This is a genomic window from Polyangium sp. y55x31, from assembly GCF_029946505.1.
GTDB lineage: Bacteria > Myxococcota_A > Polyangia > Polyangiales > Polyangiaceae > Polyangium.
In genome coordinates, this window is sequence record NZ_JARZHG010000001.1 from 27,114 (window position 1) to 45,976 (window position 18,863).

At 70.9% G+C, this 18,863-nt stretch carries 14 protein-coding genes; 2 read left to right on the forward strand and 12 right to left on the reverse strand.

The genetic code is table 11. From position 1 onward, the window contains the following. The first annotated feature begins 27 nt into the window (after positions 1-27). Entirely contained in the window at positions 28-3,633 is a 3,606-nt protein-coding gene (smc, locus tag QHF84_RS00090; RefSeq protein WP_281311047.1) for a chromosome segregation protein SMC, read from the forward strand. Between the two features lie 366 nt (positions 3,634-3,999). On the opposite strand, the gene QHF84_RS00095 is transcribed toward smc, so the two are convergent. Beyond that, positions 4,000-5,031: a DUF933 domain-containing protein gene (locus tag QHF84_RS00095; protein WP_281311048.1), complete on the reverse strand. Its 1,032-nt coding sequence runs from the start codon at positions 5,029-5,031 to the stop codon at positions 4,000-4,002. A gap of 70 nt (positions 5,032-5,101) precedes the next feature. Between QHF84_RS00095 and QHF84_RS00100 the strand changes: the two genes are divergently transcribed. Then, a complete protein-coding gene (locus tag QHF84_RS00100) occupies positions 5,102-5,578 on the forward strand; it encodes a thioesterase family protein (protein ID WP_281311049.1) in 477 nt (158 codons plus the stop codon). Here the strand turns inward: QHF84_RS00100 and QHF84_RS00105 are convergent. From QHF84_RS00105 to QHF84_RS00155, 11 genes are all read right to left on the reverse strand, one after another. Further along, the gene (locus QHF84_RS00105) at positions 5,541-6,992 is read right to left on the reverse strand and encodes an AMP-binding protein (protein WP_281311050.1); all 1,452 of its coding nucleotides are present in this window, start codon (positions 6,990-6,992) and stop codon (positions 5,541-5,543) included. The genes QHF84_RS00100 and QHF84_RS00105 overlap by 38 nt on opposite strands. After that, entirely contained in the window at positions 6,974-8,047 is a 1,074-nt protein-coding gene (locus QHF84_RS00110) for an enolase C-terminal domain-like protein (RefSeq protein ID WP_281311051.1), read from the reverse strand. Before QHF84_RS00110 ends, QHF84_RS00105 begins: the two co-directional genes overlap by 19 nt. Next, on the reverse strand, positions 8,048-8,998 hold the full coding sequence (locus tag QHF84_RS00115; RefSeq protein WP_281311052.1) for a 1,4-dihydroxy-2-naphthoate polyprenyltransferase: 951 nt from the start codon (positions 8,996-8,998) through the stop codon (positions 8,048-8,050). It lies immediately after the preceding gene. Further along, positions 8,995-10,776: a 2-succinyl-5-enolpyruvyl-6-hydroxy-3-cyclohexene-1-carboxylic-acid synthase gene (menD, locus tag QHF84_RS00120; RefSeq protein WP_281311053.1), complete on the reverse strand. Its 1,782-nt coding sequence runs from the start codon at positions 10,774-10,776 to the stop codon at positions 8,995-8,997. The genes QHF84_RS00115 and menD overlap by 4 nt, the downstream gene beginning before the upstream one ends. Next, positions 10,773-12,182, reverse strand: coding sequence for an isochorismate synthase (locus QHF84_RS00125; RefSeq protein WP_281311054.1), 1,410 nt, complete (start codon positions 12,180-12,182; stop codon positions 10,773-10,775). Before QHF84_RS00125 ends, menD begins: the two co-directional genes overlap by 4 nt. Beyond that, positions 12,183-12,923: a bifunctional demethylmenaquinone methyltransferase/2-methoxy-6-polyprenyl-1,4-benzoquinol methylase UbiE gene (gene ubiE, locus QHF84_RS00130; RefSeq protein WP_281311055.1), complete on the reverse strand. Its 741-nt coding sequence runs from the start codon at positions 12,921-12,923 to the stop codon at positions 12,183-12,185. Continuing rightward, positions 12,920-14,131 carry a hydroxymethylglutaryl-CoA reductase, degradative gene (locus tag QHF84_RS00135; RefSeq protein WP_281311056.1) on the reverse strand — a complete coding sequence of 404 codons (1,212 nt, stop codon included), beginning with the start codon at positions 14,129-14,131 and terminating at the stop codon, positions 12,920-12,922. The genes ubiE and QHF84_RS00135 overlap by 4 nt, the downstream gene beginning before the upstream one ends. Beyond that, positions 14,128-15,117, reverse strand: coding sequence for a 3-deoxy-7-phosphoheptulonate synthase (aroF, locus tag QHF84_RS00140; RefSeq protein ID WP_281311057.1), 990 nt, complete (start codon positions 15,115-15,117; stop codon positions 14,128-14,130). Before aroF ends, QHF84_RS00135 begins: the two co-directional genes overlap by 4 nt. A gap of 5 nt (positions 15,118-15,122) precedes the next feature. Beyond that, positions 15,123-16,193, reverse strand: a complete 1,071-nt coding sequence (locus QHF84_RS00145) for a polyprenyl synthetase family protein (protein WP_281311058.1) — start codon at positions 16,191-16,193, stop codon at positions 15,123-15,125. A gap of 62 nt (positions 16,194-16,255) precedes the next feature. Then, positions 16,256-16,825 (reverse strand): MarR family transcriptional regulator, encoded by a 570-nt coding sequence (locus tag QHF84_RS00150; protein ID WP_272423716.1) that lies wholly within the window; start codon positions 16,823-16,825, stop codon positions 16,256-16,258. Positions 16,826-17,051: 226 nt separating this feature from the next. After that, complete coding sequence (locus tag QHF84_RS00155; protein WP_281311059.1) at positions 17,052-18,800, reverse strand: phosphoenolpyruvate carboxykinase (GTP); 1,749 nt, start codon at positions 18,798-18,800, stop codon at positions 17,052-17,054. Positions 18,801-18,863: the final 63 nt, after the last annotated feature.

Sequence of the window (18,863 nt, forward strand, 5' to 3'; positions counted from 1 at the left end):
GACCGTTCCCATCGCCGGTGACGTCGGATGCGTATTCGCAAGCTCGAGATTGCCGGCTTCAAGTCGTTCGTCGACCGGACGGTGATCCATTTCGACGTCGACGTCGTGGGCATCGTCGGCCCGAATGGATGCGGCAAGTCGAACATCGTCGACGCCATCCGCTGGTGCATGGGCGAGCAGAGCGCCAAGCACCTGCGCGGCCGCAGCATGGCCGACGTCATCTTCAATGGGTCGGAGACGCGCGGGCCGCACGGCATGGCCGAGGTCACGCTCACCTTCGACAACACCGACCCCGAGCTCGCCCAGCAGCTCCCGCTCGAATACAAGGAATACGCCGAGATCGCCGTGACTCGCCGGCTCTACCGCGACGGGACGAGCGAGTACCTGATCAACAAGACGCAGGTCCGCCTGAAGGACATCACGGATCTCTTCCTCGGCACCGGCGTCGGCACGAAGGCGTACTCGATCATCGAGCAGGGCAAGATCGGCCTCATCGTGTCGGCCCGGCCCGAGGATCGGCGCATGCTGATCGAGGAGGCCGCGGGCATCACGAAGTACAAGGCCCGGAAGAAGCAGGCCGAGCAGAAGATGGACCAGACGCGGCAGAACCTGCTGCGTATCGGCGACATCGTCTCGGAGATCTCGCGCAGCCTCTCGTCGCTCAAGCGCCAGGCCGCGAAGGCGGAGCGCTACATCGCCTACCGCAAGGAGCTCGAGGACCTCATGCTGCACGAGGCCTCGCACAAGCTCCTCGAGATCATCGTGCTCAGGCAACGCGAGACCGGCGCGCGGGCCGAGTACGCCGAAAAAGTCCTCGCTTCTCGCACGGCGCTCGCCGCGCGCGACGCCGAGCTCGAAGTGCAAAGGCTCGCCGCGCACCAGAGCGAGGAGCAGGCCGAGAAGGCGCAAAACGCGGCGTTCTCCGCCGACAACGACGTGCGCACGTTCCAGGCCGAGCTCGCCCGCGCCAAGGATCGGTTCAAGCACCTCGAAGAGCGCAGGGCCGCGGCGACGATCGAGCAGCAGGACCTGGAGAAGACGATCGCGGATCTGCGGGTCGAGCGCGCGGAGCTCGAAAAGCAGCTCGAAAACGTGGCGTCCGAGGAGCAGCGCGAGAACCGCGAGGCCCTCGAAGAGCACGAGCGGCTCGAAGAGGTGCGCGCAGGCGAGAAGGAGGCCGAGCAGGAGGCTTCGCGGCTGCGCAAGCAGGCGGCGGACGCGGCGGCGAAGGTCGCGGCGGCCGAGGCGATGCTGACGGGCTACGAGCGGCGCTTCTCGGACATGATGGTGCGCCGCGAGAAGCTCGACGACGAGCACGGGCGGCTCGTCTACGAGCTGGAAGAGCTCGAAAAGAAGCGCGAGGTCCTCGCGGCGCAGGTCGCGGAGCTCGCCGCGCAGAAGAAGACGTCGATCGAGCAGCGGGCCGCGCTCGAAAACGAGGCGAAGACGCTCCGCGAGCAGGCGGTCGCGAGCGACCGCAAGGTCGAGCAGGCGAAAAACGAGCACAACCAGAAGCGCAGCCGCTTGCGCGCGCTCGAAGAGATCCACGCGCGGCTCGAAGGCGTGGGCGCGGGGCCGAAGAGCCTGCTCAAGACGAAGGATCCGTCGATCGTGGGCCTCGTGGCCGATCGGATCGAGGCGCCTTCCGAGCTGCTCCCGGCCTTCGCGGCGCTGCTCGGCGACAAGCTGCAGGCGATCGTCGTGACGAACACGGAGCGCGCGTCGGCGCTGCTCGGCGATCTCGCCGCGAAGAAACAAGGGCGCGCGACGCTCGTGCCGGCGCGGCCGCGGTACGTGGCGGGCGGGCCGACGTCGCTGCCGACGGGCGAAGACGTGGTGGGCCCGCTGTTCGAGCGGCTGCGGTTCTCCGCGGAGGACGAGCCGCTCGTGCGGGCGCTCGTGGGCGACGCGGTCGTCGTGCGCACGGCGGAGGCGGCGATCCAGCTCGCGACGTCGGGAGCGACGGTGACGCTCGTCTCGCTCGACGGGACGGTGGTTCGTCCGGATGGAACGGTGAGCGGCGGCGCGGGCGACGCGGTGGCGGCGGGGATGCTGGAGCAGAAGCGGGAGATCCGCGAGCTGCACGACGTCGTGGCGAAGCTCGGCGATCAGGTGACGGCGCTGCTCGAAGCGCAGACGGCCGAGCGGCAACGCATCGCGGAGCTGACGGCAGCCGTGGACAAGGCGCGGAGCGAGGCGCACACGAGCGAGATCGCGCTCGTGACGGCCGAGAAGGATCTGCGGCGCGCGGAGGAGCAGCTCGCGGCTTCGCAGAAGCGGCGCAGCGCGGTCCAGCGGGATCTCGAAGAGATCATGGGCGCGCTGGAGAACGCGGGCGGCGAGCAGGAAGAGGCCCGCGAAAAACTCGAAGAGGGCCGGCGGCTCCGCGAGGAGGTCGGCGGGAGGCTCGCGACGAGCGAGGAGCTCGCGGCCGAGTGGAAGGAGCGCGTGATCGCGCAGCAGTCGGTGGTGACCGAGCGCAAGGTGCGCCTGGCGCGCGTGCGCGAGCGGGCAACGGCGGCGCGGTCGACGGTCGAGCGTTTGGCGCGGTCGTGCGACGAGCTCGCCGGGCGGATCGCGCGGCTCGACGGGGAGCGGACGGACTGCGCAGAGGGCGCGGGCGTCGCAGCGGCGACGATGATGCTGTCGCGGGAGAAGCTCGACGACGCAGTGCAGCGGGCGCAAAAGGCGCACACGTCGCTCGAGGATGCGCGGCGCAGGCTGGAAGAGGCGCGGCAGATCCTCGCGGCGAAGGAAGCCGATCTGAAGGGCCTCCGTCAGGACCTCACGGAGGCCACGGAAAAACTGCGGCAGCACGAGATGGCGCTCGCACGGCTCGACATCGAGGAGAACCACCTCATCGAGGGCGTGCGCGAAAAGTTCCGCGGGCTTTATCTGCCAACGGTCGTGGGCGACTACCACAAGCGCGCGCCGGTCGATCAACAGCACCGGGCGCGCATCCAGGAGCTCGGCGAGCTGCTCGATCGCATGGGTCCGGTGAACCTCGACGCGATGCGCGAGTACGCCGAGGCCGAGGAGCGGCACAAGTACTACGCGCAGCAGAAGGACGATCTCGAGAGCGCACTCTCCGATCTGGAGAAGGCGATCGCGCAGATGAACCGCGAGTGCAAGAAGCTCTTCAAGACGACGTTCGACGCAATCAACGCGCGCTTCAAGGCACTCTTCCCCAAGATGTTCCGCGGCGGCGCGGCGGAGCTACGGCTGACGAACCCCGAGGACATGCTGGAGACGGGCATCGAGATCCTCGCGCAGCCGCCGGGCAAGAAGCTCGGCAACATCGAGCTCATGAGCGGCGGCGAGAAGGCGCTGACAGCCGTGAGCCTCATCTTCGCCATCTTCCAGTTCAAGCCCTCACCGTTCTGCGTGCTCGACGAAGTCGACGCGCCACTCGATGAAGCAAACGTCGCTCGTTACAACGAGGCGATCCGCTCGATGACGGCACACTCGCAGTTCATCCTGATCACGCACATCAAGCGCACGATGCAGTCCGTCGACGTGCTCTACGGCGTGACGATGCAAGAGCCGGGCGTGTCGCGCATCGTGAGCGTCAAGGTCAACGAGAACGCGAAGTCCTCGAAGGACAAACCCGCCGAGACGGTGGCGGTCGCGTAGTCCGAGAGGCGGCGTCGCGCCGGGGCGCTGCCCCGGGCCCCGCGGGGGCTGTTCGCCCCTCGACCCGAACCAGGGCAAGCCCTGGACCTTTGGTGGAAGAACTGCGCGATGCGCAGTTCTTCCAACGGCCGGTGGCAAGACCGCGAAGGTCGTCGCACGCAGCGGCACGTTGCCGGTTGAAACGTCAGCGCTGCGGTCTTGGCTTGGCAGGGTCGTCGCTGGTCTTGACCTGGCCTGTTCGATGAACTGCGCGTTGCGCAGTTCATCGACCCCGAGTCCAGCGCTTGCGCTGGTCCGGGTGCAGGGGCGGACAGCCCCTGCTGGGGCCTGGGGCAACGCCCCAGCGCAGCGGCCCCACGAAGAGACTCAGGTCCCTGCGCGGAAGTGCACGACGTCGCCGTCCTTGACGATGTAGTCCTTCCCTTCGAGCCGCATCTTGCCCTGGGCCTTCAGGGCGGCCTCGGTGCGAGCGATTTCCAGGTCCTCTGGCCTGTAGATCTCCGCGCGGATGAAACCTCGTTCGAGGTCCGAGTGCACCTTGCCTGCGGCGCGCTTTGCGTTCGTGCCGCGGCGGATCGGCCAGGCGCGACACTCGTCGGGGCCTGCGGTCAGGAAGCTGATGTAGTCGAGCAGGCGGTAGGCCTCGCGCACGAAGACGTTGCGCGCGGGCTCGCCGAGGCCGAGTCCTTCGAGGAAGTCTTTTTGCTCCTCGGCTGGCAAGGCTGCGATCTCCGCTTCGATCGAGCCGCAGAGCGCCATCTTCACCCACTGCTTGCCGTGCTTCGTCTCGCGCAGATCTGCGCGCGCCGGATCGTTCCACGCCTCTTCGGAGAGGTTGTAGAGCGTGATGAGCGGCTGCATCGAGAGGAGCTGGATTCCTGGGCCGAGCGCGCGCAGCTCCTCCTCCGAGAGCTCCAGTGTGCGCAGCGGCTCGCTCTTTTCGAGGTGCTCGATCATCTTCGTGTTCACCTCGACCTCGGGGCCTTTCTTCGACTCTTTTTTGAAGCGCTCCTTGCGCTTCTCCAGCGTGCCGAGGTCGAGCAGGAGCAGCTCCTCGTCGAATGCCTTTTCGTCGCGGGGCGGGTCGGGCGGCGTCGAGAGCGAGGGGTTGTTGAAGCCTCGCACGACGTGCACGATCACGTCGGCGTTGCGCATGCCCTGCAGCACTGCGGGCGGGAAGGCGCCGCCCGAGCGTGTCCCGCTGCCGACGTCGACGAACGTGATCTCTGCGTAGGTCGTCTTCTTTGGGCTGAAGATCGAGGCGAGGAAGTCGACGCGTGTGTCGGGCACCTTGATGTTGCCGTAGGCGATCTCGCGATCTGCCTTGCCGCCGGGCGCGAGCGCCCGAAAGACCGTCGTCTTGCCTGAACCCGGGTAACCGCAGATCCCTACGTGCATCCTCGCCCCTCTTTCCGAAGTCCCCTGCTTCGACACGCGACGATATCACGCTTGCGCTAGGCTCCCGGCCATGTCCGACAGACCGCGCCTCTCCCCCGACGAGCTCGTCCACGCCTCCACGGTCCTTCATTCCGAACCGCGCCCCGTGCGCTTCCAGGACGTCGACGCTGCCGGGATCATCTACTTCGCCCGCGTGCTCGAGTACTTCCACGACGCGTTCCTGAGCCTCCTCCGGCGCGCGGGGATCGACCTCGCGGCGGTGCTCCGCGAGGGCAAGTGGGGGATGCCGCTCGGTCACGCCGAGGCGGATTATCTCGGGCCGATGCGGTTCGGCGACGACGTGGTCGTCGAGATCGTGAAGCTCGTGCTGAGCGACCGGTCGCTGCACGTGGGGGCGCGCGTGCGCTCGACCCAGGGGCGCGTGCTCGCGATCGGGCAAGCCGTGCACGTGTGCATCGATCGGGAGACGTTCCGATCGCGGGGCATCCCGGAGGAGGCCGTGGCAGCGCTCACGGCCGTCGGGGCACAGGTGAAAGGCGCGGGCTGAGCTCGCGGATGGCGCGGGCGCGATCGAGTTTGCCCGAGGCCGTGAGCGGAAGGGATTCGACGGCGGCGACGAGGCGCGGGCGCTTATGGGGGGCGAGGCGCGCCCCGGCTTCGGCGACGAGGGCGGCGGCGCGGGCCGGGTCGGGCGGGTCGAGGGCGAGGCCTGCGGCGACGATCTGGCCCCAGCGTTCGTCCGGGACGCCGAAGACGACGGCGCGCGTGACGCCGGGGAGCGCTTCGAGGGCCTGCTCGACTTCGGCCGGGTAGACGTTCTCGCCGCCGGTGACGACGAGGTCGGTGCGGCGGGCGTGGACGAAGAGGCGGCCTTGGTCGTCGAGTGCGCCGAGGTCGCCGGTGTCGAAGAATCCGTCCGAGGTGAGCGAGGTGCGCAGGGGCTCGCCGGGGCCGGCGAGGTAGCCACTCATGAGCGTGGGGCCGCGTACTTGAATGCGGCCGACTTCGCCGGGGGATGCGAGAGCACCGGAGTCGAGGATGGTGCGCACTTCCACACCAGGGAGCGCTTTTCCAGATCCTGGCTCGGTGGTTCCTGGGGTGCGGAGGGGCTGGCAGGTCACCTGCGAGCAGGCTTCGGTGAGGCCGTAGGTCGTGAGGGCGAGGACGCGGCGGGCGGCGGCCTCTTCGAGGAGCGCGGGGGGCGCGCCGGCGCCGCCGACGAGGACGAGGCGGAGCGTGGCGAGGGTGCCGTCGCGGTCGGCGTCGAAGAGGGCGCGGAGCATGGTCGGGACGACCGAGAGCAGGGTGACGCGCTCGCGGCGGATGGCGCGGAGGACGGCGTCGGGGTCGAAGCGGGGTTCGAGGACGATGGGCCGACGCGCCTCAACGCAACGCGTCACGATGGAGAGGCCGCCGACATGGGCGAGCGGCATGCAGGCGAGCCAGCGGTCGTCGAGGGTCCAGCCGAGGTTTTTGGCGCTGGCCGCGGCGCTCGCGGCGAACGCTCCGCGGGAGAGGACGGCGCCCTTGGGGCGGCCCGTCGTGCCTGAGGTGTAGAGGATCGCGAGGGGCGTGGACGGGGTGGCGATCGCGCGCTGGAAATCGCCAGGTTTCGGTCGGTTATCGCTCAGGGTGAAAGACGAAATCTGAAGGTCCGGACGCGCATCCTCGGTGATGACGCGTACCTCTGCATCGGTCAGCCGCGGGTGGATCGGGACGAGGGCGACGCCGAGCTCGATCAAGGCGAGGATCGTGACGACCGTGCCGACATCGCACGTCGTTCGCAACGCGGCGCGGCATCCCGGGCCGAGTCCTTGGGCCACGAGGGATGACGCGACGCGTTCGACCTGCGCCGCGAGCTCGCCGAACGAGATGACGCGGCCGTCCTCGATCAGCGCCGGCTGGACCGCGACGCCCGGCGCCCGGATCGCCTCGAAAATGCTCAGTCGGTCGTGATCCATCGTGTTCGGGCCTCCTCCGAGAAGCCGAGCCCCGGGAGCGCCGCCTCCCGAACCGTCCCCGGCCGCCCTCGCTGGGGGATCGCCATCGCCGGATACGCCGACAGCCCCGGATGGGGTTCCAGCCCACAAGCAAGCGGCGGCTTGGGCAAGGCGCGCGCGAGTTCGGCGGCCGCGGCGAGGCCGACCGGGCCGTCGGCGAAGTGCGTGACGACGAGGTCGAGGCCCGCCGCGGCGCCGATCGCGGCGACGGCGAGCGCCCGATCGAGGCCACCGAGGGCCGCGGGCTTCAGGATGAACACGGCGCACCCCTCGGCGCGCGCGAGGCGCTCGGCCATGCCCGGGAGGAGCAAGGACTCGTCGGCGGCCCAGGGGACGGCCGCGGGGCCGAGGTCGGGCAAGAGCGCGGCCGGGACGGGTTGCTCGACGTACCGAGGCGCGACCTCGGCGAGGCGGGCGAGTTTTTCCTGGGCCTCGGGGATCGTCCAGGCGCCGTTCGGGTCGAGGCGAAGCTCGAACGGCAGCGGGAGGGCGTATCGCAAGTCCCGAAGCGCGGCGAGCTCGCGCGCGAAGCCGTGCTCGTCCCGGGCGCGGAGTTTGACCTTCACGGCCTGGAGGCCCGTTTCGGCGACCCCGCGGGCGCGCTCGACGAGATCGGGCGCCGAGGCGTCGAGCAGGGCGTTCGTGGGCACCGTCGCGAGGCGATCCGCGCCGGCGAGGCAGGCCGCCACGGAGAGGCCGCGTCTCTGGCCGACGACGTCGAAGAGGGCCGTCTCCACGGCGAACCGAGCCGCGGGGTACGGGGCGAGCGCGCGCTCGACGGGCGCCATCGCGGCGGCGACGGCCTCACGCGGCGGGAGGTCGTCGGCCGTCGTGGCGAGGTCCGGCAGGGACTCGCCGAGGATGACGGCGAGCGCCGACGCGACGTCCGCGCGGAACGGCGGCAGCGGAGAGGCTTCGCCGATCCCGAGGCGCCTGTGCTCATCGCGCAGGCCGAGGCGCACGAACTGGCGGTTCGGCCCGTACGCCGGATGCGCGGCGCCGCCCGGGATCCGCACCTACGCTCCCCCGACCACGAGCCCGACGCTGAACAGGACGCCGAACAGCAGGAGGAGCATCGCCGTCCGCGCGAGGACCGCGTTCAACGGGCGACCTTCCTGCGTGGCGAGGGCGCGGAGCAAGCCGAGGCCGAGGGGCAAGGACACGAGCGGCAAAAGGGCCCACGGCGAGCGGCCGAGGCTGGCCACGCAGACGACGGGCGCGGCGTAGGAGGCCGCGAGGAGCGCGGCGTACTCGAGGATGCCGGCGCGGCGGCCGAAGCGAACGGCCAGCGTGCGCTTGCCGGCCTTCACGTCGGTCTCGCGGTCGCGGACGTTGTTGACCACGAGGATCGCGGTGGCGAGGGCGCCCACGGGCACGGCCGCGAGGAGGGCGAGGGGCGGGACGCCGCCGACCTGGACGAAGGCGGTGCCGCAGACGGCCACGAGGCCGAAGAACAGGAAGACGAAGACGTCGCCGAGGCCGTGGTAGCCGAGCGGATACGGTCCGCCGGTGTAGGCGATGCCGGCGAGGATCGAGGAGATGCCGATGGCGACGATGGGCCAGCCGCCGACGAAGGCGAGGTAGAGGCCGGGGATCAGGGCCAGCGCGATCGTGACGGCGAGGCCTGCGCGGACCTGGCGCGGGGTGAGCAGGCCCGTAGCGGTGGCGCGGGTCGGGCCGAGGCGCTCCTCGGTGTCGGCGCCTTTTTCGTGGTCGAAGACGTCGTTCGCGAAGTTCGTGGCGATCTGGATGAGGATCGAGCCGAGCAGGGCCGCGAGCGCGGGGAGCGCGCGGAAGGAGCCGCTCGCGTGCGCGACGGCGCTGCCGACGGCGACGGGGACGACGGCGGCGGTCAAGGTGGCGGGGCGGCAAGCGAGCACCCAGGCGCGGACCGAGCCGGGGCGGATCGAGGGCGCGGAGGCAGCGGAAGGCAAGGACCCGAGGGTCGCGGTCTTTTCGGGGCTCATGAAAGATCCTCGCGGGCGAGGGCGGCGGAGAGCTCGGTCCGGAAGCGGGTGACACGCGCGCGGCCGTCGTCCGGCGGGACCACGGCCTCGATCAGCGTCGCGCCAGGCGTCCGGAGGGCCTCGGCGAACGCACGGCCGAGGGCGTGCTCGCTCCCGACACGGGCGAACCGAACGCCGAACGCGGCCGCGGCCGGCGCAAGATCGACGGGCTCGTGCATCGTGAAGTACTTATCGAAGCGCTCGACGTCGACGGCGCGGGCGATGGGGAGGCGCTCGAAGATGCGGCCGCCCTGGTTCTGGACGACGACGACGACGAGGGGGACGGGGGCACGGCGCGCGAGCGAGAGGCTCGTGAGGTCGTGCAGGACGCTGGTGTCGCCGAGGAGGAGGACGACGGGCCTGCCTGCGACGCTGGCCGCGCCGGCCGCGGAGGCGACGAGGCCGTCGATGCCGCTGGCGCCGCGCTGGTGGAGGACGCCGAGGGGGTTCGAGCGAGGCGGGGCCCAGAGGTCGACGTCGCGGACGGGCAAGCTGTTGCCGACGGAGAAGAGCGCGCCGGCCGGGGAAGCGGCGATGACGATGCGGGCGACGGAGGCCTCGGTGAGGTGGACCGCGGGGGCGTGGGCCTCGGCGAGGGACCAGACGAGGGCGTCGGCGCGGCGGAAGCTCTCGGCCCAGGCGCTCGGCGAGGAGCGGCGCGGAGGGCCGAGGCGCTCGGCGAGGGCGCGGGCAGTCTCGGCGGGATCGGCGAGGACGAGGGCCGTCGCGTCCTGCGAGGGATCGTTCCAGCCGTGGGGCGCGATGACGTACCGCGCGGCGGTCGGGTGTTTTCCGAGGTAGTCGGCATACCCCTGGGACGTCGGGGGCGCGCCGAGCTCGATCAGGACGTCGGGCGCATGGCGCGCGGCGAAGGCGCAATCACGCAAGAGGGAGTCGAAGGCGGCGCAGGAGACGACGTCCGGCGCGGAGGATCCGAAGCGGGCCTGGCTCGTTGTCTCGGCGAGGAGGGGGAAGCCGGTGGCACGAGCGAGCGCGACGGCGGCCTCGCGCAGCGGGGATTCGGGGCGATCGACGGGCGCGGGGCCGCAGACGATGAGGCCTCGTTCCGTGTGGGAGATGCTCGCGGCGAGGGCGTCGAGGGCCTCGGGCGGTGCCGTGATCCGGGGCGGAAAGACGCGTGTCGTGCCGCGGCGAAGGACGTCGGTGAGGCGCGTGGATCGGTCGGGCTCGGGCCACGGCTGGGAAGGCTCGAGCGGCTTGCGGAAGCGCGCGTTCACGTGCACGGGGCCGGGATCGGGGCCGAGGGCGCGGGTCGCGGCGTGGATCGCGACGCGCGCCGGGGCCTCGCGGGGCGCGCCGGGATCGGGCAGGCCGAGCTCCACGAAGAAACGCACGTGCGCGCCGAAGAGCTTGGTCTGATCGATGGTCTGCGGCGCGGCGACGTCGACGGCCTCCCAGGGCCTGTCGGCCGTGACGAGGAGGAGCGGAACGTGGCTCTGCGAGGCCTCGATCACGGCGGGCATGAAGTGCGCGCCGGCCGTACCCGAGGTGCAGAGCACGACGCTCGGAAGGCGGGTCACGCGGGCTTGACCGAGCGCGAAAAAGGCCGCGGCCCGCTCGTCGACCGCCGTGTGGATCCGCAGGCCCTCGGTGACGTCGGCGGCGAGCGCGAGGGGCGTGGAGCGAGAGCCTGGACAAACCACGACGTCACGCACGCCGGCCGAGGCGAGCGCGGCCATGAAGGTCTCGGCCCAGGCGAGGTGATCGTTGATGCTCATAAGATCCCCAGGGCCGCGAGCATGGGCGCCTGCTTCGCGCGGATCTCGGCGTACTCGGTGGGCGGATCCGATCCCTCGACGATCCCGGCGCCCGCGTAGAGCCAGGCCTCGTCCGGCGAGACGATCCCGGCGCGGATGGCGACCGCGAAATCACCATCGCCGGCGGCGTCGAACCATCCGACGGCGCCCGTGTACCAGCCACGCGCATCAGGCTCGTGCGCGGCGATCCAAGCGGTCGCGCGCTCCCGCGGCGTGCCCGAGACGGCCGGCGTCGGGTGCAAGGCCTCGACGAGCGCGAGCACGTGCATGTCGTCGCGAAGGGCGCCGCGGATGGGCGTCCAGAGGTGATGGACGTTGGGCAAGCTGCGGATCGTGGGCGTCGCGGGTACGTCGAGCGAGCCGCAACGAGGGCCGAGCACGGACGTGATGGCCTCGACGACGAGCGCGTGCTCGCGCCGCTCCTTGGGGCTCGCGAGGAGCGCACGCACGAGAGAAGCATCGTCGGCGCCGCGGCGCGCCGTGCCGGCGAGTCCATCCGTGGTGACGATGCGACCACGGCGCGAGACGAGCCGCTCGGGCGAGGCGCCGAGGAAGACACGATCTCCGCGCTGCACGGCGAACCGCGTGGTCTCGGCGTAGGCCTCGGCGATACGCGCAAGCGCGGCGCGCGCGTCGAGGGGGCGAGCGGTGCAGACGCGGCTCGCAGCGACGGGGACGACCTTCTCGATCTCGCGCGCATGGATGGCATCGAGCGCCTCGCGCACCAGCGAGCAGAACGCCTCGCGGCTCGTCCCTTCGATCTGCGCGCCCTCCCCTGCCCCACGCGGAGGCGCATCCTGCGAAGGCTGCGCCGCGATCACGAAGGCCGCTTCGATCGACGCGATCTCGGCTTCGATGGAAGGACGCTCGGACGCGAGATCCCCGTCGCACACCAGAAGCCAGAGCCAAGCCTCGCCACCACGGGTCACGTAGATCCACCGCGCGAGGGAAAAACTCGCGTCCGCGAACGCGGCCCACGGCAGCTCGCGGCGCGCCTCGGTCCGGAAAGACAAACCACCGACGAACCGTGGCCCCGGCGCGCCACCCGCGTCCGCATCACGCTCCTCGCGCAGCGACGCGAACAGCTTCCGCGCCGCGCTCATGACCTGCACGAGCCGCTCGGGTCCGCTCCCCTCGATCCGCGCGATCTCGCCGAAGCCCACGACGCCGATCGGCTCCTCGCCATCACGCGGCGGCGCCTGGAACAGCGTGATCGGCGCGGCGGACGCGCACGCGGCGACGAGCCGGGCCGCGGACACGACCGGCGCGGGGGCCACGACGGCCACGATCTCCCCGGCCGATCCCGCGCCTCTCCTCGTGGCCCGCGAGAGCCGCGCGAGGAGGTCTGTTCCGAGGCCCGAAGACACTTACGCCTCCTCCCGCCGCGTCCCTTCCCCGAGCGGCGTACCCACGAAGAGATGCGCGACGCCGAACGTGAGCGGCGAAGCTTCGAGCACGGAGAGGCCCGCCTCCCCCATCATCCGGCGGAAGACGTCGGGCGGGGGAAACGCCTCGATCGAGCGCTGCAGATAGCGGTACTCCTTCGCCCCCGAGAGCGCCGCGCCGATGCGCGGGACGACCTCGTGCACGTACGTACGCGCGAGCAGGCCCATCACGCCCGCGCGAGGCTCGGAGAGCTCGAGGATCACGACGCGCCCGCCCGGCCGCGTGACGCGCGCCATCTCGCGCAGCGCCTTCGCACGATCGGGGACGTTGCGGATCCCGAACGCGATGGCCACGCCGTCGACGCTCGCGTCCTCGAACGGCAAGGCCTGCGCGTCGCCGATACGCAGCGTGACGCGGCCTTCGAGCCCGGCCGCCACGAGCTTGTGCGCGCCCTCGGCCAGCATGCCGCTCGACGGATCGAGGCCGACCACCGTGGCGTCGGGGTACGACTTCGCGATCGACATCGCGAGATCGGCTGTCCCCGTGGCGAGATCGAGCACGCGTGCGCCCGAACGCAGCGCGAGCGCTTCGACGGCGCGGCGCCGCCAACCTTGATCCATCCCGAGCGAGAGGATCCGGTTCAAGAGGTCGTAACGCGCCGCGATCGCGTCGAACATCTCGCCGCTGCCCGCGCGCGGAGCCTTCGTCGATACCTCGCTCATCGTCCCACCTCGCTTCGCGACCCGTTCAGCGCGGGCGGCGGCTCGGTCACCTGTACGTTGTGCTTGCGCTCGTGCAGGCGCATGTGACCTCGCTGGATCCCCTCCCCCGCGAGCGCGCGCAGCGCCGCGAGGTTCGACGCGAGCCCCACCGACGCGAGCACCACGCCGAGCTCGCCTGCGTTCGACGCGCCCAGCATGTCGAGCGCCGCGCGCACGCCCGGATGCGCGCTCGACAAACCGCCCGCCGTGCCCACCGCGAGCGGCAGCTCCGCCTCCCCGACGAGCCCGCCGGGCTTTCGCTTCCACGTGCTGAGCGGCCGGTACTGCCCGCGGTGCGCGGCGAACGCATGCGCGCCCGCCTCGATCGCCCGGAAATCCTGCCCGAGCGCGATCGCGGCCGCGTCGAGCCCGTTCATGAAGCCCTTGTTGTGGGTGACGGCGCGGAAGACATCGAGCTCGGCAAAGCGGCTCGCGCGCGCGATGCCGGTCGCGAGCTCTTCTCCGCCCACGTCCTCGTCGCGCACCTCCGCGCGCACGCGCACGAGCCGCCGAAGCGGCAAGTTCGTGAGGATCCGGAGCCCCATCGTCCCGCCCGTGATCTCGTGCACCGCGGGCGCCATGGCCTCGGCCACCGTGTCGACCGTGTTCGCGCCCATGCAGTCGCCCACGTCGACGTGCACGTGCAGCACGATCACGCCGAGCGCCTCGTCGAGCACGCGCACGTCGAGATCACGCACGCCGCCGCCGCGCGCCACCATGCGCGGGATCGACGCGTCGCCGAGCGCAGAGAGCCGCTCGCGCGCCTCGAGGATCCGCGCGCATGCCGCCGTCGGCTCGGGCACGTCGTCGAGCTGGATCTGGGCCGTCATGATCGGCGGATCGGCCTCACCGAAAAACCCACCCGAGGCGCGCACCATGCGCGCCGCGTTCGACGCCGCGGCCACGACGCTCGGCTCCTCGACGGCCATGGGTACGAGCACGTCGCGGCCGTTGATCACGAAGTTCAAGCCCACGCCGAGCGGGAGCGCGTGCGTCGCGATCACGTTCTCGCTCATGCGATCGGCCGCCGCGACGTCGAGTGATCCGCCCCGCGCGAGGTGCGCGAACGAGACGTCATCGACGGCGCCCATCTCCCGCAGCACGACGAGGCGCGCCTCGGGCGAGCGCTCGTAGAACTTGCTGAGGCGGCTCGTGATCGAGCGATTCATCGGGCCTCCTCCGTCGAGACGAGCCGACCGAGCAGCGAGCCGAGCTCGCCGAGCGGCACCGCTTGCGGGCCGTCCGAGAGCGCCGACGAGGGATCGGGGTGCGTCTCGATCATGAGCCCCGCCGCGCCCGCCGAGAGCGCCGCGCGGCCGAGCGGCGCGACGAGATCCCGCCGGCCGAGGCCGTGCGAAGGATCCACCACGACAGGCAGCCGATGCACGTACCGGAGGAGCGCGACGGCCCCGATGTCGAGCAAGTTCCGCGTCGAATCATCGAAGCCGCGGATGCCCCGCTCGCAGAAGATCACGCCCTTCGCGCCGTGCGAGAGCAGGTACTCGCCGGCGAGCAGCCACTCCTCGATCGTCGCGGCCATCCCGCGCTTCAAGAGCACCGGCTTCTCCGTCTTGCCGATCGCCTTGAGCAGCGAAAAATTCTGCATGTTGCGCGAGCCGACCTGCACGAGGTCCGCGTACGCCGCGACCGTGGCGACGTGCCCCTCGCCGAGCGCCTCGGTCACGACGCGCATGCCGGCCGCGTCGGCCGCGCGCCGCACCCATTCGAGCGCGACGTCGCCGTGGCCCTGGAACGCGTAGGGGCTCGTCCGCGGCTTGAACGCGCCGCCGCGGATGAACGAGACGCCGAGCGACGAGAGCACGGCGGCCGTCTCGTGCACCTGCGCCTCGGATTCGAGGCTGCACGGGCCGCACATGAAGACCGGTTTGTCCGTGCCTACCTTCAAGCCGCCCACGTCGACGACCGGGCCCTGCGCCGAGACGAGCGGGTGCGCGGGCTTCGGCGTCGTCACCTCGGCGACGCCGTCGATCCGGGCGAGATCCTCGGGATCCGCCGGTTGTGAATGCGGCGCGATGACGTAATGCACGGCGCCGCCGGACGTACTGCGCTCCACGCGCGAAACCCAGAGCCCCCGCCCCGTCAGCTCCCTGAGTACGTTCGCCGCGTCGGCGCCGCTCTTCAAGGACACGATCATGGCGCTTACCTCCTGCGCTCGGGCGTCGCGCGCGCGACGGTCACGAGCGCACTCTTGGCGACTCCATCCGGGATCGAAGACAGCCCCGCGATGGCCTCCTCGCAGAGCCTCCGCGCGAGCGCGAGGCACTCGTCGACCACGCCCGACGAGCGGAGCTGCGACGCCACGCGGCCGCCCACCTCGGGCCCGACCTCTTCGCCCGCGCACACCGCCTCGAGCAGCGGCACGAGCTCCGGGCAACGCTCGAGCGCGCAGAGCAACGGGTACGTCATCTTCCCCTCGCCGAGATCCGCGAGCAGCGTCTTGCCCGTGGCCTCCGGATCCCCCGCGACGTCGAGCACGTCGTCGACGAGCTGGAACGCGACGCCGAGCTTCTTGCCGTAATCGACGAGCGCCTCGCAGCCCTCGTCGCTCACGCCGCCGGCGCGCCCGCCCGCGAACATCGCCCACCGGAAGAGCGAGGCCGTCTTGCCGTCGACGATGTGGAAATAGTCGCTGACGCTCGTGTCGAGCTTGCCGCGGCGCGCGAGCTGCATCGACTCGGCGATGACCATCTCCTTGATGACGTCGAGCATGCGCGCGAGGACCTCGGCGCTGCCGGCGCGCTGGATGCGGCACAGGGCCTCGACGAGCAGCCAGTCGCCGCCGAAGATGCTCGCGGCGTTGCCGTAGATGACGCGCGCCGCGTCGGCGCCGCGACGACGCGCTCCGACGTCGACGACGTCGTCGTGCAGGAGCGTCGCGTTGTGCACGAGCTCGACGGCCACGGCGTAGGCGCGCGCCGCGTCGTTGAAGCCCTTGCCCACGTGCGCCGCGAGCGCGACGACGATGGGCCGCAGGCGCTTGCCGTCCTGCGAGAGCAGGTGCCGCGCGCTCGCCTGGGCCGGTGTCTCCGCCCCGAGCCCCACAGCCGAGATGGCGCGATCGACCTCGTCGAGGTCGTGCGCGAGGAAGAGGCGGAGCTCCGCGAGCTTGCCCGCGAGCGGATCGAGGCCGTGCTCCTGGCAGCCACGCTCGAGGGTTCCGACGACGTCGTGATGCGGGACGCGCTGGATGGGATACGTTGCGATCGACATGGGTTCTCCCGCCGGGGCACGGCGTTTCCGCGCCGTCCCCGGACCGAAGGGTCTCGAGATGGCTAGGCCCTGCGCTTGCGTGAAGCCACGCGAAGCGGAAAACGGATGAGGTCGCCGAACGGCGAAAAGTCCACGCGGCGCGATCGAATGAAGCCGTCGAGCGCGGTCTCGGCGACGATCACGAAGGAGAGCAGCCGGCGCACGCGATCGGCGCGCTGCTCGGCGCCAGGCAAGCGCGGGCGTGCTTCGAGCATCGCCACCGCGCGTTCGAGCCGCGCCCGCACCGACTCGGCGAGCAGCCGCTCGCGCTCGTCGAAGACCTTCGAGATCATCTTCCAGAAGTCCGTCTCTGCCTCGAAGTACTCCTTGCGCTCGCCGGGCCGGAACACCCGCCGGACCACGCCCCAGCGCTGGAGCTCGGTGAGCGACATGCTCACCGCCCCCGCCGACAGGCTCAGCCGCTCGCCGATGACGGCCGCGGGCAAGGGCTCCGCCGCGATGAACAGGATGGTCCACACGCGCCCGAGGACACGACGAAACCCCCAGTGCTCGATCACGTCGCCGATCGCCTCGGCCGCGATGAGCTCGGCCTCGTGGCCGTCGTCCTGTCTGGGGGTCTCGCGCTCGGACATGGCAGAATGAACTTTCAAAAGATTTTGAAAGTGCAAGTAGCGGTAAAGCATGGCGCGGTCAAGATGCAGCGCAGAGATTTCGCGCACAGCGCAATGCGTCGCCGTGACGGCGCGGCGTGACGACGCGGTGCGAAATGTGGCTCGGAGATCGATTGCGGAGGATGAAAACGACGCGGCCCCGACGTCGTCGCCGGGGCCGCGGGGTGCGCTTCGCGGAGAAGCCGCGTCAGGTCCCGAGCTGCGAACGGAGCGTGCGGTGCTCGCGCCAGATCTCCTCGGGCATCTTGTCGCCGAACGATCCGAAGAACGCCTCCTGATCGGCGAGGTCCTCGAGCCACGCTTCGCGATCGATCGAGAAGAGATCGCTCATCGCGCTCCCCGGCAGATCGAGCCCGCTCGTGTCGATCTCGCCCTCGTTCGGGAAGATGCCGAGCGCCGTCTCGCGGCCGCTCGCGCGGCCGTGGACACGATCGTTGATCCAGCGCAGCACGCGCAGGTTCTCGCCGAAGCCGGGCCAGAGGATCTTGCCCGCGTCGTTCGTGCGGAACCAGTTCACGTGGAAGACCTTCGGGAAGTTCGGCCGGCCGCGCCCCATCTCGAGCCAGTGCCCGAAGTAGTCGCCCATGTTGTATCCGCAGAACGGGCGCATCGCCATCGGGTCGCGGCGCACGACGCCGACCTTGCCCGTGGCCGCCGCCGTCGTCTCCGAGGCCATCGACGCGCCGAGGTACACGCCGTGCGCCCAGTCGCGCGCCTCGTACACGAGCGGCGCGAGCTTGGCCCTGCGGCCGCCGAAGATGAACGCGCTGATCGGCACGCCCTCGGGCGCCTCCATCTGCGTCGACGCACAAGGACACTGCTTCGCCGGCGCGCAGAAGCGGCTGTTCGGATGCGCAGCGGGCTCCTTGCTCCCGGGCGTCCAGGGCCGGCCCTGCCAGTCCGTGAGCGCATCGGGCACCTGCCCATCCATGCCCTCCCACCACGGATGCCGGTCACGCGTCATCGCCACGTTCGTGAAGATCGTGTTGTGCTGGACCGTGGCGAGCGCATTCGGATTCGTCTTGCGGCTCGTGCCGGGCGCGACGCCGAAGAAGCCAGCCTCGGGGTTGACCGCCCAGAGCCGACCATCGGGGCCGACGCGCAACCACGCGATGTCGTCGCCGACGGTCCACACCTTCCAGCCCGACTGGCTCGCGGGCGGGACGAGCATCGCGAGGTTCGTCTTGCCGCAGGCGCTCGGGAATGCAGCGCAGATGTACGTGACGTTCCCCTGAGGATCCTCGAGCCCCATGATGAGCATGTGCTCGGCGAGCCAGCCCTCGTCGCGCGCCATCGTGCTCGCGATGCGCAGCGCGAAGCACTTCTTGCCGAGCAGCGCGTTGCCGCCGTAGCCCGAGCCGACGCTCCAGATGAGCCGCTCCCCGGGGAAGTGCGCGATGAAGCGGCGGTTCGGGTCGAGGTCGCCGAGCGAGTGCAGGCCGCGACAGAAGTCGCTCGACGTGCCGAGGTGCTCGAGCGCGACCTTCCCCATGCGCGTCATGATGCGCATGCTGGCCGCGACATAAGCGCTGTCCGTGACCTCGACGCCGACCTTCGAAGCGGACGAGCCGACCGGGCCCATCAGGTACGGGACGACGTACATCGTCCGTCCGCGCATCGAGCGGTCGAACAGGCGGCCCACCTTCTCGCGCGCGTCCGCGGGCGAGATCCAGTTGTTCGTCGGCCCGGCGTCCTCGGCACGATCCGAGCAGATGAAGGTGAGGTGCTCGGTGCGCGCCACGTCGGACGGATGGCTCCGGTGCAGGTAACACCCGGGGTACGCGGCCTGGTCGAGCTCGTGCAGGGTGCCGTCCCGGAGCATGGCCTGCACGAGGCCGCGATACTCCTCCTCGGAACCATCGCACCACACCACGCGGTCGGGCTCCGTCTGGCGGGCCACCTCGTCGACCCACGCGGAAAGGCTCTGATTGTTCATGGCGCGGTAGAGTAGCCCCCAGGCCAGCGAGACGCTACCGGGTGACATTCCGCAGGGACTGCA

Bases quoted from the DNA above. Each gene is read 5' to 3' on its own strand.
- smc (WP_281311047.1), top strand. From the start codon at position 28: ATGCGTATTCGCAAGCTCGAGATTGCCGGCTTCAAGTCGTTCGTCGAC.
- QHF84_RS00150 (WP_272423716.1), bottom strand. From the start codon at position 16,825: ATGTCCGAGCGCGAGACCCCCAGACAGGACGACGGCCACGAGGCCGAG.
- ubiE (WP_281311055.1), bottom strand. From the start codon at position 12,923: ATGAGCGAGGTATCGACGAAGGCTCCGCGCGCGGGCAGCGGCGAGATG.
- QHF84_RS00155 (WP_281311059.1), bottom strand. From the start codon at position 18,800: ATGAACAATCAGAGCCTTTCCGCGTGGGTCGACGAGGTGGCCCGCCAG.
- QHF84_RS00145 (WP_281311058.1), bottom strand. From the start codon at position 16,193: ATGTCGATCGCAACGTATCCCATCCAGCGCGTCCCGCATCACGACGTC.
- QHF84_RS00135 (WP_281311056.1), bottom strand. From the start codon at position 14,131: ATGAATCGCTCGATCACGAGCCGCCTCAGCAAGTTCTACGAGCGCTCG.
- QHF84_RS00095 (WP_281311048.1), bottom strand. From the start codon at position 5,031: ATGCACGTAGGGATCTGCGGTTACCCGGGTTCAGGCAAGACGACGGTC.
- QHF84_RS00105 (WP_281311050.1), bottom strand. From the start codon at position 6,992: ATGGATCACGACCGACTGAGCATTTTCGAGGCGATCCGGGCGCCGGGC.
- menD (WP_281311053.1), bottom strand. From the start codon at position 10,776: ATGAGCATCAACGATCACCTCGCCTGGGCCGAGACCTTCATGGCCGCG.
- QHF84_RS00115 (WP_281311052.1), bottom strand. From the start codon at position 8,998: ATGAGCCCCGAAAAGACCGCGACCCTCGGGTCCTTGCCTTCCGCTGCC.
- QHF84_RS00100 (WP_281311049.1), top strand. From the start codon at position 5,102: ATGTCCGACAGACCGCGCCTCTCCCCCGACGAGCTCGTCCACGCCTCC.
- aroF (WP_281311057.1), bottom strand. From the start codon at position 15,117: ATGATCGTGTCCTTGAAGAGCGGCGCCGACGCGGCGAACGTACTCAGG.